This is a genomic window from Anaerolineales bacterium, assembly GCA_016928575.1.
GTDB lineage: Bacteria > Chloroflexota > Anaerolineae > Anaerolineales > RBG-16-64-43 > JAFGKK01.
The window spans coordinates 1-16,244 of sequence record JAFGKK010000027.1 but is presented as its reverse complement, the minus strand read 5'-3'; the positions used below and the strand labels follow the sequence as shown (position 1 = coordinate 16,244).

17 protein-coding genes are annotated in these 16,244 nt (G+C 63.8%); 15 read left to right on the top strand and 2 right to left on the bottom strand.

From position 1 onward, the window contains the following. Positions 1-174: 174 nt before the first annotated feature. The 11 genes from JW929_04220 to JW929_04170 all read left to right on the top strand — a co-directional run bounded on the left by JW929_04220 (position 175) and on the right by JW929_04170 (position 9,095). The gene (locus JW929_04220) at positions 175-1,200 is read left to right on the top strand and encodes a substrate-binding domain-containing protein (GenBank protein MBN1438595.1); all 1,026 of its coding nucleotides are present in this window, start codon (positions 175-177) and stop codon (positions 1,198-1,200) included. Between the two features lie 81 nt (positions 1,201-1,281). Next, the gene (locus tag JW929_04215) at positions 1,282-1,785 is read left to right on the top strand and encodes a hypothetical protein (protein ID MBN1438594.1); all 504 of its coding nucleotides are present in this window, start codon (positions 1,282-1,284) and stop codon (positions 1,783-1,785) included. A gap of 78 nt (positions 1,786-1,863) precedes the next feature. Next, positions 1,864-2,286: an MBL fold metallo-hydrolase gene (locus JW929_04210; GenBank protein ID MBN1438593.1), complete on the top strand. Its 423-nt coding sequence runs from the start codon at positions 1,864-1,866 to the stop codon at positions 2,284-2,286. Positions 2,287-2,759: 473 nt separating this feature from the next. Then, positions 2,760-3,614: a 4Fe-4S binding protein gene (locus JW929_04205; protein ID MBN1438592.1), complete on the top strand. Its 855-nt coding sequence runs from the start codon at positions 2,760-2,762 to the stop codon at positions 3,612-3,614. Positions 3,615-3,702: 88 nt separating this feature from the next. Next, a complete protein-coding gene (locus tag JW929_04200; protein MBN1438591.1) occupies positions 3,703-4,701 on the top strand; it encodes an aldo/keto reductase in 999 nt (332 codons plus the stop codon). A 100-nt stretch (positions 4,702-4,801) separates the two neighbouring features. Beyond that, complete coding sequence (locus JW929_04195) at positions 4,802-5,179, top strand: nuclear transport factor 2 family protein (GenBank protein MBN1438590.1); 378 nt, start codon at positions 4,802-4,804, stop codon at positions 5,177-5,179. 317 nt (positions 5,180-5,496) lie between these two features. Beyond that, on the top strand, positions 5,497-5,739 hold the full coding sequence (locus tag JW929_04190) for a YwbE family protein (GenBank protein MBN1438589.1): 243 nt from the start codon (positions 5,497-5,499) through the stop codon (positions 5,737-5,739). Beyond that, positions 5,740-6,216 (top strand): DUF1761 domain-containing protein, encoded by a 477-nt coding sequence (locus JW929_04185; GenBank protein MBN1438588.1) that lies wholly within the window; start codon positions 5,740-5,742, stop codon positions 6,214-6,216. After that, on the top strand, positions 6,204-6,761 hold the full coding sequence (locus tag JW929_04180; GenBank protein ID MBN1438587.1) for a class I SAM-dependent methyltransferase: 558 nt from the start codon (positions 6,204-6,206) through the stop codon (positions 6,759-6,761). The genes JW929_04185 and JW929_04180 overlap by 13 nt, the downstream gene beginning before the upstream one ends. Before the next feature lie 406 nt (positions 6,762-7,167). Then, positions 7,168-8,004 carry a formyltetrahydrofolate deformylase gene (gene purU, locus JW929_04175; GenBank protein MBN1438586.1) on the top strand — a complete coding sequence of 279 codons (837 nt, stop codon included), beginning with the start codon at positions 7,168-7,170 and terminating at the stop codon, positions 8,002-8,004. 179 nt (positions 8,005-8,183) lie between these two features. Further along, positions 8,184-9,095, top strand: a complete 912-nt coding sequence (locus JW929_04170; protein ID MBN1438585.1) for a homocysteine S-methyltransferase family protein — start codon at positions 8,184-8,186, stop codon at positions 9,093-9,095. 137 nt (positions 9,096-9,232) lie between these two features. On the opposite strand, the gene JW929_04165 is transcribed toward JW929_04170, so the two are convergent. Beyond that, a complete protein-coding gene (locus JW929_04165; GenBank protein MBN1438584.1) occupies positions 9,233-11,074 on the bottom strand; it encodes a hypothetical protein in 1,842 nt (613 codons plus the stop codon). 869 nt (positions 11,075-11,943) lie between these two features. Here JW929_04165 and JW929_04160 point away from each other — a divergent pair. From JW929_04160 to JW929_04145, 4 genes are all read left to right on the top strand, one after another. After that, positions 11,944-12,711, top strand: a complete 768-nt coding sequence (locus JW929_04160) for a hypothetical protein (GenBank protein MBN1438583.1) — start codon at positions 11,944-11,946, stop codon at positions 12,709-12,711. Beyond that, on the top strand, positions 12,708-13,301 hold the full coding sequence (locus tag JW929_04155) for an isoprenylcysteine carboxylmethyltransferase family protein (GenBank protein ID MBN1438582.1): 594 nt from the start codon (positions 12,708-12,710) through the stop codon (positions 13,299-13,301). Before JW929_04160 ends, JW929_04155 begins: the two co-directional genes overlap by 4 nt. A 53-nt stretch (positions 13,302-13,354) precedes the next feature. Further along, on the top strand, positions 13,355-13,831 hold the full coding sequence (locus tag JW929_04150; GenBank protein ID MBN1438581.1) for a hypothetical protein: 477 nt from the start codon (positions 13,355-13,357) through the stop codon (positions 13,829-13,831). 245 nt (positions 13,832-14,076) lie between these two features. Further along, positions 14,077-14,646 (top strand): hypothetical protein, encoded by a 570-nt coding sequence (locus JW929_04145; GenBank protein ID MBN1438580.1) that lies wholly within the window; start codon positions 14,077-14,079, stop codon positions 14,644-14,646. 132 nt (positions 14,647-14,778) lie between these two features. On the opposite strand, the gene JW929_04140 is transcribed toward JW929_04145, so the two are convergent. Then, on the bottom strand, positions 14,779-15,936 hold the full coding sequence (locus JW929_04140; protein ID MBN1438579.1) for a DUF362 domain-containing protein: 1,158 nt from the start codon (positions 15,934-15,936) through the stop codon (positions 14,779-14,781). Positions 15,937-16,244 lie beyond the last annotated feature (308 nt).

Here is a 16,244-nt window from a genome sequence, read left to right as displayed (position 1 = left end):
GCAAAAAGAAATGTGCCGAGGGGTGGCTTTTTTATGTGCCTTATGTGTCTTTTGTGGCCGAACAAAGAGCCACAAAGAACACAAAGGACACAAAAAAAGAAAAGTGCTGAGGGATGGCTTTTTTATTTCCTTCCCTTTGACAAATTATGCAACCGGTTGCATAATCAATCCGAAATGAAGCCCAAGCCCGGAACCGAGAGGAAATATTGCACCATCGCCGACATCGCCAAAGAGGCCGGCGTCTCCAAGTCGACTGTTTCGCGGGCTTTAAGCGACAGCCCGTTGATCGGCGGAGAGACCAAGGAAAAAGTCCGGAAAATCGCAAAAAAGAGGCGATTCCAGATCAATATGCCGGCCCGGCGGCTGTCCATGAAGCAGAGCAACACGGTCGCCTTCGTCACCCATGCGCTGTACAAGCAGTTTTCCGTTTCCGACTTGTTCACCATGGAGATCTTGGGCGGGATCTCATCCGGACTGAAGGAACTTGGATACGACCTGTTGATGCTGTTTGTGGATCCCTGCGACAGCGATTGGCCGGAACAGCATTTGGACGCCGGAAGGGCGGACGGGTTCATCCTGATGACCTCAACCCGCAAACAAAACCACATCAAAATGCTGGCGGAGATCGAAGCTCCGTTCATCGCCTGGGGGGTCCCGATCGGGGGATACCAATATTGCACGGTAACCGGAGATAACCTCGCCGGAGGGCGGTTGGCGGCCGAGCACCTGATCGGTCTGGGGCGCAAGCGGATCGCCTTTCTGGGCGGTCCGAAGGAAGAAATGGAAGTGCAATTGCGGTATCAAGGCTATGCGGAGGCGCTGCGCAAGGCGGGGTTGTCGGCCGAGGAGGGGTTGGAAACCTACGGGGATTTTTCCGATGTATCGGGCGCCGAGGCGATGAAGCGCCTTCTTATACAGGCTCCCGACCTGGATGCGGTCTTCATCAACAGCGACATGATGGCGGTGGAAGCGATCCGGGTTCTGCAGGGAGCCGGAAAACGCATTCCGGAGGATGTCGCGGTCGTCAGCTACGACAACCTGACCATCGCCGAAAAAATCACCCCGCCGCTGACGACCGTCAGCCAAAATATCCCGTTTGCCGGAAGGCTGCTGGCCCAGAACCTCCTGCAATACATCAAAACCCGGGTGGTGACCCACACCACGGTTCCGGTGGAGTTGGTGGTCAGGGCGTCTGCATAATTTTTTTTCGTCTTTTCTGCAACCGGTTGCGTAAGGCTGTTGATTTTCTGGGACGTTCGAGATTCGAGAGAGGAGGAAGCCATGAAAACCGACACACTGCTTTCTTTCTCGCGGTTGGATGCGATCGAGGAATTTTACCGGGTCCTGGGGTCGGCGCAGTGGGGAGCGCTCTTCGGCAAGCTCGCCGCCCAGGGCGATTCGCTGGATTGTTTCCTCAGCCTGGCGCCGTTTCTTAAAATGAACCGGCGCTACCTCGGTACGGTCGAAGTTCCGCTCGGACGGATCATCGGTTTCGTCGATCGCGGCGAGGATTTCAACCGCGTCTTCCGCCCGCGGTCCGCGCACCTGCGCGACCGCTGGGTGGGCGTATACCTGATCGTCCAAGGCGGCGATTGGCCGCCGCTCAGCCTGTACCGGGTCGCAGACAGGTATTTCGTCGAGGATGGACACACCCGGGTGTCGGTCGCGCGGACGCTCGGCTGGACGACGATCCGCGCGGAGGTTTGGGAATACGCATTCCGATCCTCCGACAGGAGCGGACCGGGCCGTACGGCCGGTCTCGGCTTCCTGCCGGCGGCGAGCTGACCTCTTCCGGCTCTTCCCGGAACCGCCCTTCGGGCCTGGGATGGAATCGAATGGGGAAATTCCGAAAGCGAGGATAGTATGGATTTGCTGAAGGTCTTCGGCCCCCATTGTTGGGACGGTGCGGAGTTGTGGAGGATCGTGGAATGGGAAGGCGAGGCGATGGCGCATCCGGTCCTGTTCCCGGGGCGGACCACCCGCGAGATCCGCCGGGTTTCGCCGCCGGGAGTCGGCGCGCGCCTGACCGAGACCGGGATGATCATCTCCTCCACCCAGATCTTCCTTCTGCGCTTTGGGGGGCGCCTCTCGGTCATCGATGCGGGATCCAGCAACGGCAAGACGCGGCCGGACGAGCCGTATTGGGATCATCAAAATCTGCCGTACGAGCAAACGCTCGCCTCCCTCGGCGTGCGTTTGGAGGACGTGGATTTCGTCTTCCTCTCGCACCTGCATCATGACCACGTCGGATGGGCGACGACGGCCGCGGAACGGGGATGGGCGTAGACCTTTCCGCGGGCCGAGTACGTCTTGAGCCCGCGCGAATGGGAGTACTGGAGCGGCCTGCCTGCGGACCATCCCCAGCGGCATCCGTGCATCGACGACAGCGTCCGGCCGCTCGTCGAGGCGGGCCGGGTCCGTTTCGCCGGCGGCGGCGATGCGGTCGGCGGCATCCGGGTCCATACAACCCCCGGACACACGCCCGGGCGCCTGATCTTCGAGGCCGTGTCCGCCCCGCTGTGGTTTCCGGGGGATCTGCTGCACCACCCGGCCCAAGTGGCGCATCCGGATTGGCCGTCGGCCGATTACCACGCCGACCGCGAGGACGCCATCGCGCAGCGGAGAAAGTTTTTTCCCCCGCTTTGCGGATTCCGGTTCGCGGCTGCTGGGCGCCCATCTGGGCGGCCCATTCCGGATCGTGGAAGAGGAACGCGGAGAATTCCGTCTGCGGTATGCTCAGGCGCAAGAGGAGTGAATCCATGCATGCCCAAAAAATCGCCGTCGTCTGTTTTTCCGGCACCGGCGTCACCCGCTCCTACGCCGAGGTCGTCCGCGGGAAATTGATGCGGCGCGGATTCGGCGCGGAGCTGATCGACGTCACCGCTTTTTCTTCGCGCGCGGCCGCTTTCCCGTCGCGCGCGTACGGCGGGTACATCTTCGGCGCGCCGGTCTACGCCGATTTCCCGCCCCGGCCGCTTCACGATTGGCTGTCGGCCCTCGCGGGCGGCGGGAGGCCGTGCGCGGTCTTTGTCACCTACGGCGGGCGGACGCCGGGGTACGCCCAATACCATCTGTACGCCTTGTTGACCCGGGCCGGGTTCCGCGTGCGCCTGTGCGCCGAGTTCCTCGGCCGGCACACGTTCAACCTCGCCGGATGGAATTTGATGGCGGACCGCCCGAACGAGGCGGATTTCGCCGCCGCCCGCGAATTCGCCGTGCGCGTCATCGAACGATTCGATCCTTCCGATTCCGCGGTTTTCTCCCTGCAGAAGCCCTGCGGTTACGATACCGGCGTCGAACAATGGCTCAACGCTCCGCCGCCGGCGCAACGCCGCTGGGGACAGCCGATGCGGTTCCGGGATTGTTCGCTGTGCGGCGCGTGCGAAGCCGAATGCCCGGTTCAGGCGATGGACATGCTCTCCGGAGAATCCGATCCGGCCAAGTGCATCGAATGCCTGCATTGCCTGGCCGTCTGCCCCGAGAACGCGCTGAAAACGGATGAGCGCCTGGGAGAATTCTTTCCGTCCTTCCTGAAGGAATGGGGATTGACGGAGGAGATCCTGGCCCGCAAGCGCAGCCGGATCATCGCTCACGGCTGGCAGGCGCCGGCCTGACTTCCTTCCCCTCCATACCCGACTGGTCCGGAAGACCTGTCAGGTTTGGAGGGGAACATCGGAATCTTTTTCACAAAGGAGATGCAGCATGACCACACCCAATCGAACGCTAGGCAGGTCCGGGATCGAAGTCGGTCCGCTGGGGATGGGCTGTTGGGCGATCGGCGGCGAATGGACGTTTCTGGGTTCCCCGGCGGGCTGGACCGGCGTCGACGACGGCGAATCGGTCCGCGCCATCCACGCCGCGCTTGACCTCGGCGTGACCCTCTTCGATACGGCCGCCAACTACGGCTGCGGCCGCAGCGAGCGGATCCTCGGCCGGGCGGTGAAAGACCGCCGCCCCAAGGCCGTCATCGCCAGCAAGTTCGGATACCGGGTCGACGAGGCTGCCCGCGCGGTGACGGCCTACGGCGAAAGCGAGGAAGACAGCGATGCCGCCGCGCACGTCCGCGCGGACCTGGAAAACACCCTCCGGCGGCTCGGCACCGACTACCTCGACGTTTATCTGCTCCACATCTGGGGCCACAAGCTCGAGCGCGCGCTGGAAGCCCGCGCGGTCCTGGAACAGCTCGTACAGGAAGGCAAAATCCGCACCTACGGTTGGAGCACCGACCGCGAAGACGCGGTCCGCGCCTTCTCCGAATCGCCCGGCTGCGCCGTCGTCGAACAGCAGCTCAGCGTGCTCGATGGCAACTCCGAACTGATCGCGTTGTGCGAGGAGCGCAACCTGGCCAGCCTGAACCGCGGCCCGCTGGGGATGGGCCTGCTGACCGGCAAGTATTCCCCGGCTTCGACCTTCGGCGAGGCGGACGTGCGCAAACATGCCGGTTGGCATCCCGGATTCCAAAACGGAAAACCGGCCAAGGACTGGCTCGACAAATTGGAATCGATCCGCGGCGTGCTGACCGCCGGCGGGCGCACGCTCGCCCAGGGCGCGCTGGGGTGGATCTGGGCCCGCAGTCCGGCAACCGTCCCGATCCCCGGGTTCAAGAGCGTGAAACAGGTTGAAGAAAACTGCGGTGCGCTGCGGTTCGGGCCGCTGACGGAGGAACAGATGGCGGAGATCGACCGCATCCTGGGGCGGTAGCGCCGCGGAATCCGGTCCCTCGATCGCGGGACATCGACGGCGCAACGTTTTTAGCCGTCCGACTCTCGTATAAAAAAACGAAATCGAAAGGAAAACGGCAATGGAAACGAACGCGGCCGAAGCATCCGCAATCAAGGAGGCGATCCTCAAGTATTATTCCGAGGCCCATGTCACGGGAGAGTCGGGTCTGTACAAGGAGATCCTGCATCCCGAGTGGCGGTTCTTTCTTCTCGAATCCGGAAACTTTCGGATCATCGATCGTTCGGAATATATGACGTTCTACGGTCCGGAAAGGGTCGATCCCCGGCTGCATTGGGAGACGGAATTCTTCTCCGTCGACGTCTACGCCCACTTGGCGTCCGTGAAACTCCGTTTGGAGAATGAGAAGGTGAAATACACGGATTACTTCAACATGATGAAGCTGGACGGCCGGTGGTGGATCGTGCATAAAATGTCGTTTCCGGAGGAAAAAAGCTGACGCCCAAGGGCGGTGTGGCGCCCGGCCGTTCGGCGAAAACGGAAGCGGCGTCCGACCACGGATTGCAGCCCGCCGTCGAGGGGGCCAGGGCAAACCCCGGCCCCCTTATGCTGCCCCATCGCCCTCGCGTCTCGAAGGCTTCGGCGGGCGCGCTGCGGCCGTATATTTTCGACGGTATGCTCTCCGCCGCTCATGGCGTATACTGGACCCGCGTCCTTCGCGGCCGGGCCGGGGGCGGCGGGACCCGGCGGCGTGCGGGAAGCGCTGGGGAAATCTCCGGATCCGCCCAAGGTTCCGAACCGGCCGATGGAGTCCGTATGCATCTCCCCAAACGAAGCGAGATCCGTCCGGGCGACCGCGTGCGGATCATCGAAAAGCACAACCAGAAATCCGGCATCCTCACCGCCGGCGTCGTCGCGCGGATCCTGACGAACAGTCCGACCCATCCGCACGGGATCAAAGTGATGCTCGCGGACGGCCGGGTGGGGCGGGTGCAATCCGTTGAACCGCCGGCGGCGGATGAACCCGTGTCTGGCGCCGGGTTGCATCAAGGAGGGTGAATGCTGGAGACGCTGAACCTGTCGTCGATCAACATGCCGGCGGTCCTGGCCGCGGCCGCCGTGATGTTCGGCGCCGGGTGGATCTGGTATCTGCCGAATGTGTTCGGCGACGCATGGTCCGGATTGGTCAAGGCGGACCGCAAGCCCGACCGGCGCTGGCTGGGGATCGGGCTCGTCGGACATTTGCTGATGGCGCTGGTCCTGGCCGTCGTGGTCAACCTCGCGCGCACGGGATCGGTGGTGGACGGACTCTTTATCGGCATCCTGCTGTGGCTCGGCTTCATCGTCGCACCGGAGATCAACCGGCTGGTCTGGAAAAAAAATCCCCTTCAATCTGTTCATGGTCCGGGTCGGCAATTACCTGATCGGCTTGGCGCTGGCCGGCCTGATCCTCGCCGTCCGGCGATGAACGACCGGGGTTCCGCCTCAAGCCGTCCACCGCCGTCCGGGAGGATTTCGACCGGATCGCGCGGCTGACCCCGGACGGATGGGACCATAATGCACGCTACCATCCGTTCCTGCGGCGGCATGCGCCGCCGCTCTGCCGCGAAGCGCTCGATCTCGGTTGCGGCACGGGCGCCTTCGCCCGGCTGCCGGCCGGGCGCTCCGGCCGCGTGACGGCGATGGATCTTTCCCCGGAAATGATCCGGCGGGCCCGCGAGCTCTCCGCCGCCTGTCCAAACATCGATTTCCAAACCGCCGAGATCCAGGCCCGGCCCTGGCCTGAATCGAAGTACGACTGCATCGCAAGCATCGCCGCATTCCACCACCTGCCGCTGGAAGAGACGCTTCGCCGCTGTGCGGATGCGCTCGCGCCGGGTGGGATTCTGCTCGTGCTTGATCTGGATCGGGCCGCCCGACCCTGGGAATATGCCCTGGGGGCTTTGGCCCTTCCATTCGGCGCGGCGCTGCGGTTCGCGCATACGGGGAGCCTGCGGGAATCGCCCGCCGTACACGGGGCGTGGATCGAACACGGCCGACACGAACGGTATCCGGCGCTGGCCGAGGTGCACACCGTCTGACAGGCCGCGATCCCGGGCGCGCAAATCCGCCGCCATCTGCTGTGGCGCTATTCGATTGTGTGGCGCAAGCGGGCCGAAAGGGAGGATTCGTGCAAGGAATGCGCCGATTAATGCTGGGGATGTGGAGTAAAATATTTTTCCTGTGTGAGGGCGGCTTCATTTTTTCCCCCGCGCTTCCGGATCTCCCATCTTTTCCTGATGGCGGAATCGGAGGGAGCGCGCGTCGCCGGTGGACCGCCGGCGGCCGCCGATGGGGAAGCCCGCCGGTTTGCGGTAAACGAAAACGACGGCCCGCCATTCCCTGCCGGCGCTTCGGCGGGCATGCGGTGCGCGGCCGGAAAAACCTGCGAACCCGTCCGGCGGAATCCGTGGAAAGGGAATCCCGCCGCACGCGGCGGAAGGGCGCATGAACCGTCAAATCATCCTCGTCGAATGCACCGACCAAAAAGGGCTGATCCACGCCGTGACCGGCGTGCTGTTCCGCCACGGGCTGAACATCGTCCAGAACAACGAATTCGTCGACCACGACAGCGGGCGCTTCTACATGCGCACCGTCGTCGAGGACCGGGTCGAGCCGGAGCGTCTGGCGGAGGATTTGCGGGCGGTCCTTCCCCCGGACGGCGCGGTCCGGCTCCCCAGCCGGGAGAAGCGCCGGATCGTCGTCCTGGCGTCCAAGGAATACCATTGCCTTGGCGACCTGCTTCTGCGCAACGCCTTCGGCGACCTGAACGCCCGCATCCTGGCCGTGATCTCCAACCACGCCGGGCTGGAATCGCTCGTCCGCCGGTTCGAGATCCCCTTCCACGTCGTTCCCCACGGCGGCAAGGACCGCGCCGCGCACGAGGCGGAGATCCTCGCCGCGCTCGAGCCGTACGACCCCGAATACCTCGTGCTGGCGAAATACATGCGCGTGCTGACGGCTCCGTTCATCGAACGCTACCGCAACCGGATGATCAACATCCACCATTCCTTCCTTCCGGCGTTCGTCGGCGCGAACCCGTACCGCCAGGCTTACGAGCGGGGGGTTAAGATCATCGGGGCGACGGCCCATTTCGTCACCGAGAGCCTGGACGAGGGGCCGATCCTGGCCCAGGGAATCCTCCCCGTGGCGCACAACTACGCGGCGGAGGATATGGTCCAAGCCGGTCGCGACATCGAAAAATCCGTCCTGGCCCGGGCGGCAAAGCTCGTGTTCGATGAGCGCGTCTTTTTATGCGGCCAGCGGACGATCATATTCGAGTAACGGGGCGCCGGAAAAGCCTGCGATGTGATTGCGGGCGCCGCTGTTTTTTCAGCGCCCGCAGGATCTCTGACGGGAATCCCGCGGATCCTTCGGCTGCAGAAATTGCGGATTCAAGACGGCCAAGCGGGATGGACGCGGCTTCAGGGGGGGATTAAATATAATCGCGGCGGGAGGATCGCATGGCGCAAGCAGACGGCGGACGGCGGGCCGATATCCGCGCGAGGGGATTGCTGGAAAGGCTGGCGGGGGGCGAGACCCTGCTTGCCGACGGCGCGATGGGCACCCTGTTGATGGCCCGGGGGCTCGAGCCGGGCTCCCCGCCGGAAGCCTGGAACACCGCGCACCCGCGGCGGATCGCCGAGGTTCACCGCGCCTACGTCGACGCCGGATCCCAGATCATCCTGACCAACACCTTCGGCGGAAGCCGGATAAAACTGGCCAAGGCCGGATTGGGCGAGCGGGCGGAGGAGATCAACCGCGCCGCCGCCGTGATTGCGCTCGAAGCGGCCGGCGGCGACGCGTTCGTGGCCGGCGACATCGGGCCGTGCGGCGAGATGATGGAGCCGCTCGGCGCGCTGGGCTTCGCCGAGGCGGTTGACAACTTCGCCCGGCAGGCGCGGGCGCTTGCGGAGAGCGGCGTTGACCTGCTGTGGGTGGAGACGATGATGGACCTCGAGGAGGCGCGCGCCGCGGTCGCCGGCGCCAAGCAGGCCTCCGGCCTCCCGGTCTTTTGCTCGATGAGTTTCGGGGCCGGCGGCCGGACGATCATGGGCGTGAGCGCGGCGCAGGCGCTCGAGGCTCTCAAGCCGCTCGGCCCGGCGGCGTTCGGCGCCAACTGCGGCGAGGGGCTGGACGTGATGGACGCGGTGGTGGGCCAGCTGTTGGCGCTGGCTCCCGGCATCCGGCTGATCGCCAAGCCCAATGCCGGTTTGCCCCGCCTGGCCGGCGGGCAAACCGTCTACGACGTCGGCCCGCAGGAGTTTGCCCGCCGGATCGGCGCGTTGGTCAAGCGCGGCGCGCGGATCGTCGGCGGATGCTGCGGCAGCAATCCCGATTTCATCGCCGCCGTGGCCCGGGCGATCGCGGAATGACGGCGGGCAGATCCGCCGGTTGAGGCTTTTCCCCCGTCGCGCGTTCCGGGATCATCCGCCGGCGCCCCGAACGGGCCGAACGCTTTCTGTTCCCTCCCAACCCTCCATGCGCAACCTGTCTTCCGGGCGGCGATGATTCATCCCTGAACGGCCGCGCGGGGCGATCCCGCCGGTGGCCTGTTCGCCAGCCGATGCAACCCCGTCACCAGACCGGCTTCGACCGCCAGGGCTAGAAAAGGCAGCCAAAAGGCCCGGTAATTCCAAATCCCAAGCGGCGTCGCGGAATTCGACATATAAAACGCATTCGTGAACGTAATGCTGATGAAATAGAAGGCCGTCAAGAACAACTGCGGCAGGACGGCCAACAGCAGGCCCGCCGCTTGCGCGATCGCTCCCCCCGCATCCCGCATCACCGTCAATCCGCCCGCCGCGCAGGCAAACGATCCGAGGAACCCCAGCGTCAAATCGGCGGCGGACCACTCCGCGATGTTCGCGCTGACGGAATAATCGTCGATCCTCAACAGCACGTACAACGACCGCAGCATGGAGTAGGTTAATCCGAGCAGGACAACCGTCCGGTATTCCCCAAGCGCATGCTTTCGGCGCAGGGTTTTCCAAAAAAGGACGGCGAGGAACACAGCCAGGTGGAGGAACGCGAAGGGGCCTTGGACGGGGCTGATGACCGTCCAGGAATAATCCAGGACGTCCAGGACGGTGTCGGCCGCCTTCCACAGCGGGGGCGCCTGCCGGGAAAGCTCCATTTCGAAATCCCCGCCGTCGTGGAGGAAGAGGACGAACTTGTCGGCTCCCAGGCCCATTGACTGGACCCGGTAATTGTAGAAGAGGTCGTCGTCGGCGGCGGCGGACAGCCCCCGGATTTCTACGAAGCCGTACCCGGCGCCGCCGGCGATCTTCACCGCCAGAACGCCGGTGTTCCCCGACCAGCCCCGGATCCGCCTGCGGTCCTTGCCGGCGGATGCGTCCAAATCGATCCGATAAGGCCGCTCCTCCGAGAGGTACAGCCGGGGATCCCCCAGCATGAAGAACATCGGCGTCCGGAAAACGGCCCGCGCGGTCATCCGGTTTTCGATTTGCGCCGCGATGCTCAGGGGAAATTCCCGCCAGGTGAGGATGCCGGGAACGGAAAATCCGCGCCGCAGAAGGAAGGCGTTGGTGCACGGGCTGCGGACGTGGCCGAGGTAAGCCGCCGCGCCCCGGTCGACGAACGCCAGCGCGATCGAATCGGTTGTCCACGGCTGGAACGAACCGCAACTGGGAGTGTAAATTACGGGCGAGTCGAGCTCCGGCAGGTCCGCGCCGAAAAGCTTGTCGTCCTCGCCGAACGATTCCGAGGTGGAATTCCAGAACCATTTATTCTCCGTGACGTGCCGCGACCAATAGAAAAACCCCGCCCGGGCGAGGGAATCCGTCAGGGTCTCCCGGGTCAATTCGGTCCGCTCCGGGGAATCTCCGCCGATTCGGAAGATCGCCGGTTCTTCGAAGGCCTGCCCTTCCTCGACGTCCCCGCCCAGATACGCGCCGCCGGAGGCCTTCGGCCCTCTTCGCTCCCACAAGTGTTCGGCGTGCTCGATCGTACTTCCGCTGATGATACCAAAGCCCGGAAAATAATCGTCCCGCAGGAACAGCCCGCCGATATCGACGAGTTTCTGTTCGGTCAGATTTTCCGGCGCAGCCACGAGGATCACATAGCGGGGCCGGCCTTCCAAGGCCCGGGCAATGTCGTCCAGGAGTTCGATTTTCTCTTCCCGGGCGATCCGTTCCGCCAAGGTGCGGTAAGGATCCGATCCCTCGGAAACCACCACCGTTCCCCCGGCGGAGACCGCCGCCGGTTGTCCGCCCTGCCACCGATTGTCGGCGGTTCGGGCGCAGGATGCGGCGAAGCCCAACAGGACCAGACACGCGCCGGCGGCGAGCCGCCAGAGGATGATTTCCCGGTTACGGATGGTTTCGGTTTTCATTGGTCGGATCTCCTTTTTGTTTTTTACTGCTCAGCCTGGTTTTTATCGAAAGGATAACCGGCCGTTTTCCATCCTCACCTCTATCCCCGGTCCCTCCCCTCGCTCCACTCGAGGACAGGCCTTCCCCCTCTCCTGGCGCCTGCCCTCGCGAAGCGGGGGCAGGCGCCAGGAGAGGGGGAAGGGGTGAAGGTGTAGGGGGGTGAGGATCGGATGATGGCGGGATGCTTGGCAATTACTTTTTTTTTCGACCGCTCTTTTCGGCTGCGGCGGCCGATAGCCATGTGCCTATCCCCGGCGCTTGATCGCCCCTTCGACCCTCTGGAAAACAATGTAAACCATACTATACATCATGTCAAGTATGATTTACCACGCCTTTTTATGCGAATCCAGCGGCCGATCCGGCCGGTTCGGGTTCTTAACCCGGAAGGTCGCGTGGTCGACAAGAGCCAGATCGTGTCCGCGCCGCGCGCTCCTTCCTTCCCTTTCCCCACCTTGTGTCAGCCGGGGATTGGAAGAAGTTTTTTGGCGGGTTTTCATCCGGGGGAGGACGGTGACGACGCGCAGCGCCGGCGGGGAATGGCAAGGAAAATTGTTTTTGCCTTGAAGTCTTGAATATAATGAGTGCCACTGTTTTTTTGATTTGGGTTTTTGGAATGGCAGGCATCGGCCGGATTTGTCGCGCGCGGCGGGAACCGCAGCGGCGCCGCCCCGTGCGGGAATTGGCCAAAGCCTCTGGGAAGCCGACGGGCGTCGAATCGGCGCGGGATGCCTCAAACGCAGACGCGCTTTCACCGGGGGATGCGGACCGGGGCGAATCCGCCGGAGCGCCGGGACGATCCGATCGTGGATTCGTGGGCAATGGTGCGGGCATGGCTGAAGGCGGCGGCGAATTCGAGCGACGGTGGCAGGCGAAATTAGCGCGCGGGATCGAGGCGGCCGCCGACGAGCGCGTGCTCGCGAGCGTGATGGCGGGCGGCGCGGACCTTTCCGCGCAATCTCCGCCGGAACGGATCGCCGCCTGGACCCGCGCCGCATTGGACCGCTTGGTGCAATCGGTCGGCGAAGCCCGGGCCGGGGAAATCCTGACAAGTTGCGCCTGCTCCTATCCGCCGGCCGATCTGCGGAGGATCCGTGAACGCTATCGGCAAACGGGGGACGTCGATGCGGCCCGCCGGAAGCTGCAGGATAATTTCGAGATCCTTCTGCGCCGGACTCTGCGTCTGCCGGAGGAGGCGATCGCCGAGGTCGTGCGCCGGGGCTGGGGGCCGGCCGGCGTGCGCGGAGGCCGGCGGATCGTCGCGACGAAAATCCCGAAAAGCGAAACCCTCGCCGACTACCTGGATGAGGCGGATCCGGCTCGACGGCGCACGCTGTATTGCCATTGCCCGCGGGTGCGCGCGGCGGCCGCCGGCGGTACGAAGCTCCCCGCGATATATTGTTATTGTGGTGCGGGGTACTACCGGAAAATCTGGGAGGCGATTCTGGAGCGGCCGGTGAAGGTGGAGCTTCTGGAGAGCGTGCTGCAGGGCGGAGACGAGTGCCGGGTGGCGATCAATCTGCCGGAGGGAACGGACTCGGCGCCGGCGGCCGGCCCCGGGGAAGATAAATCTTTCTCCGGCATGGGCGGCGGCCGATGATGATATTAAACGGAATCCGCTGGTTGGCCTTTGCCGCGTCGTTGTCCTTGCTCTTGGTGTATTTCCGGGGCGGAACCACGCTTGTCCGCGACGTCCGGCGCTCGGTGGAATCCGCCGGAGATTATTTTTATCTCGCCTTGTCGCTGGTGATGGGGACCGCGGGATTGGTGATCCTGGCGACCCAGCTCCTGATCTGCGCCGGGCTTGTCAGGCCTTCCGCCGCAGTCCCGGATTGGATCGCGGCCGCGGGAGGTGTGGTTTCCGTCGGCAGCATTCTGCTTTCCTATTGGATCCGCAGTCGGCTGGGTCGCTACTGGAGCGGAAACGTGGAGGTGAAACCCGGCCACCGGATCGTCGATACGGGGCCGTACAGGGTCGTCCGTCATCCGCTGTATGCCAACACGCTGATCCTGTATCCGGCCGCGGCCTTGGCCTTCGCCGTCTGGTGGGTTTGGCTAGCGTGCGGGATTATGACGGCCGGCTACGCCCTCCTCGCCGGATACGAGGACCGGTTCCTCCTGCGCAACCTCACCGGCTACGCCGAGTATCGGAAGCGGACCGTCTGGAGATTAATTCCCTGGATCTGGTAGCGGACGCCGGCGTTTCGCGGGACGGCCGGCCCGGCGAGGAAAGGGACGGGCGCGTGCTGGCTATTCAGCCGCTTGACGAAAAATCCACAATGGAGATTTTCCGCTGGTCGTATGACCCCCCGTATGACGTATACAATTTGCGTCCGGAAAACGCGCCGGATAGCCTGAAGTATCTGTTGGATCCGGCGAACAGGTTCCATTCCATGCGCGCCCTCGGCGGAGCACTGGTCGGATTCTGCAGCTTCGGCGCCGACGCGCGCGTGCCCGGCGGGGATTACGCCGCGGACGCGCTCGATATCGGCCTCGGGATCCGGCCGGACCTGACCGGCCAAGGCCGGGGGGCTGGGATCATCGGCGAGGCGCTCCGTTTCGCCGAGCCGCGGTTCGCCCCGGTGCGTTTCCGGGTGACGATCGCCGCCTTCAACGCCCGGGCGCGCAGGGCCTGGGCGAGGGCGGGTTTCGCCGAAACGGCCGCGTTCGAGAGGACCGGCGACGGCGGAAAATTCGTGGTTATGGTGAAGGAACTCTGAGGAATGACCGCCTGGAGCATCCGTGCATCCCGCCCGGTCATTCTCCGGCGAAACTTTCATCTAACCGAGAATATTACATTTGTCATGAGGAAATATACTGTTTATGGATGATGCCCTTATTGTAAAATAGACGGGATTAATCCGGTTCCGGGAATCCGAAAAAACAAGCCCTTTCGGATCCTTAGAAGGTCAGCGGCTCCCGAACGAAGCCGCCGGGTGTGCCCGTCACAGCTGGGAGGAGGAGTATGAGAGGGTTATGCCGTTTCTTGCCGATCGGCTCCGTGGCAATCCTGCTGTTCCTTTCCGGATGCGGCCCGGGCCAGTTGTTCGGCCCGACGTTCACGCCCACCCCGAGCGACACGCCGACGCCGACATCGACGCCGACGCCCACCCTGACCCCGACCCTCACCCAGACCCTTACCCCGACGATCACGCCGACGCCCATCCCCGGGATTGAGGCGCCGATCATGGTGGAGGGGATCGGAATCCTCTTCACGGACGCCCAACTAACCGATTATTACACCCTCGGCGGCAACCAGTCCTACACGCCGACTCTCTCTTCCGACACGTTCTTGGTTGTGGTCATGAACGTTCCGGAAGACTACATGGACGCGGCGGAGGATGTTGAGTTTAGCGCCTGGGACGTCACGGTTAATGATGAATTCCATTTCACGTTCCTTTCAACCCAAACCGGCTTAATCAACTCCCAAAGGCAATGCATACTGACTTGGGTGTACGTGGTGCCGGAAGGGGAGGCGCGCTACATTCTGAACTTCCCGGGCGGCATAGATTTCGACCTGGAGCCGTTGCTTTAGGGGAAGGCAATCCGTACGGCGGCTGGGGGCGCGCTCAGAAACACCCTGCCCGAAAAAAACCGCCCCGTCCGGCCGCTTGAGGCCGGACGGGGCGGTTTTGCGTCCGCATCTCACGGCGTGATCCGCGCCCAGTCAGGGAAGCGGCGAGTTGCCCCACGAAGGTTCGAACGTCATCCTCGCTTCCGCGAGCGGAACGCCGAGGATGTCGATGTCCTCAAGCAGGTTTGATCCTAAGCCGAAGCGGCGGGCGAGGTTGAGATGGTTCTCGGCCCGCAGGAAGGGCGGATCGGGATATTCCGCTGCGGGGTCGAAGCCCATCGCCGCCACGGCCACCGCGTCGGTCGAGACCGGATTCTTCCCCCCGATTAGGATCCCGGGGCGCTTCGCGGTCAGGTTGAAGTTCCACGGCCCCTCGCTGCCGTCCACCGTCCGGATGCCGTCGATCACGGCCAGGTCCACCGGCCGGGCGCGGTTTAGATCCACCACCACCCGCGGCAAGCGTCTTCCCGTGACATCCTCCGGCCCGTGGAAGCCGGTGCGGTACCCGTCGCCCGGATTCAATTCGTGGAATTTGTACGGCGCCAGGCCGACCAGGTTCTTCATCGATTGGGTGATTCCGCACAGATGGTGGCATTTCATTTTCGGCACGGAAACCAGCGCGTCCGCCTCTTCGAGCAGGCGGTTGAACTTGAACTTTTCGTAGACGAACCATTCGCCCCCGACGGGCGCGGACGCGTAATCGGAATAGGGATCGGTTTGGTTGAGGTCGATCAGCGTCGCGCCGACGTACTCCGCCGCATCGTCGAATCCCCAGTGGGTGAACGAAGCCCACTCCCAGACGGCTTCGACGATGTAGAGCTTCTTCGCGCCCGCGTCGCGCAGCAGTTCGCACACCGCCCGCACCACCGCCGGGTGGGTGAGGTAGGATTCGGTGGCGGTCGTTCCGGCGGGCGGCGGGCCGCCCCGCACGCCGCCGGTGAGGTTGACTTTCACCGCCACCGTGTCGCCCGGCCGGACGACGTCTGCGATGCCGCCCAGGCTCTCGAGCAGCGCTTCGGCCTGCGCCCGCACCAGCGCGGGCTCGTATTCCGCGGCCCGCACGATCGCCACCTCGGCCCGCGTCGAATAATCCGGCGCGGCGGCCGGGGTGAGCGGTCGCCCGGAAACGGAGGATTGGCAACCCCCCAGCGCGGCCCCGCCGGCCGCAAGCCCCGCGACCTGCAGGAATTGCCGGCGGGAAAGGCGATGACAGGCTGGCGGAGAGGGATGATCGCGTCGATGGGATCGCATAAAATTTTATCCTCATGGACAAGTATACTATTTCCTTGCCGCCGTCGATGTTGCGGACGGACGGTTGTTGAATAGCCGCGGAGAACATGGAGGATCGCGGAGGAATAAGGGTTTATTCCGTGTCCTCCGTGCCCTCCGTGGATGTCATAAACGAACGGTGTTTGAGTATTTACGGAGAACACGGAGGATCATTGAGAAATGAGGTTTTTTCCCGTGCCCTTGTGCCCTCCGTGGATGTCATAAACGAACGGTTGTTGAGTATCCACGGAGAACACGGAGGATCATGGAGGAATGAGGGTTTATTCCGT

Bases quoted from the DNA above. Each gene is read 5' to 3' on its own strand.
- JW929_04215 (MBN1438594.1), top strand. From the start codon at position 1,282: ATGAAAACCGACACACTGCTTTCTTTCTCGCGGTTGGATGCGATCGAG.
- purU (MBN1438586.1), top strand. From the start codon at position 7,168: ATGAACCGTCAAATCATCCTCGTCGAATGCACCGACCAAAAAGGGCTG.
- JW929_04190 (MBN1438589.1), top strand. From the start codon at position 5,497: ATGCATCTCCCCAAACGAAGCGAGATCCGTCCGGGCGACCGCGTGCGG.
- JW929_04165 (MBN1438584.1), bottom strand. From the start codon at position 11,074: ATGAAAACCGAAACCATCCGTAACCGGGAAATCATCCTCTGGCGGCTC.
- JW929_04185 (MBN1438588.1), top strand. From the start codon at position 5,740: ATGCTGGAGACGCTGAACCTGTCGTCGATCAACATGCCGGCGGTCCTG.
- JW929_04195 (MBN1438590.1), top strand. From the start codon at position 4,802: ATGGAAACGAACGCGGCCGAAGCATCCGCAATCAAGGAGGCGATCCTC.
- JW929_04210 (MBN1438593.1), top strand. From the start codon at position 1,864: ATGGATTTGCTGAAGGTCTTCGGCCCCCATTGTTGGGACGGTGCGGAG.
- JW929_04140 (MBN1438579.1), bottom strand. From the start codon at position 15,936: ATGCGATCCCATCGACGCGATCATCCCTCTCCGCCAGCCTGTCATCGC.
- JW929_04160 (MBN1438583.1), top strand. From the start codon at position 11,944: ATGGCTGAAGGCGGCGGCGAATTCGAGCGACGGTGGCAGGCGAAATTA.
- JW929_04200 (MBN1438591.1), top strand. From the start codon at position 3,703: ATGACCACACCCAATCGAACGCTAGGCAGGTCCGGGATCGAAGTCGGT.
- JW929_04145 (MBN1438580.1), top strand. From the start codon at position 14,077: ATGAGAGGGTTATGCCGTTTCTTGCCGATCGGCTCCGTGGCAATCCTG.
- JW929_04155 (MBN1438582.1), top strand. From the start codon at position 12,708: ATGATGATATTAAACGGAATCCGCTGGTTGGCCTTTGCCGCGTCGTTG.
- JW929_04170 (MBN1438585.1), top strand. From the start codon at position 8,184: ATGGCGCAAGCAGACGGCGGACGGCGGGCCGATATCCGCGCGAGGGGA.
- JW929_04205 (MBN1438592.1), top strand. From the start codon at position 2,760: ATGCATGCCCAAAAAATCGCCGTCGTCTGTTTTTCCGGCACCGGCGTC.
- JW929_04220 (MBN1438595.1), top strand. From the start codon at position 175: ATGAAGCCCAAGCCCGGAACCGAGAGGAAATATTGCACCATCGCCGAC.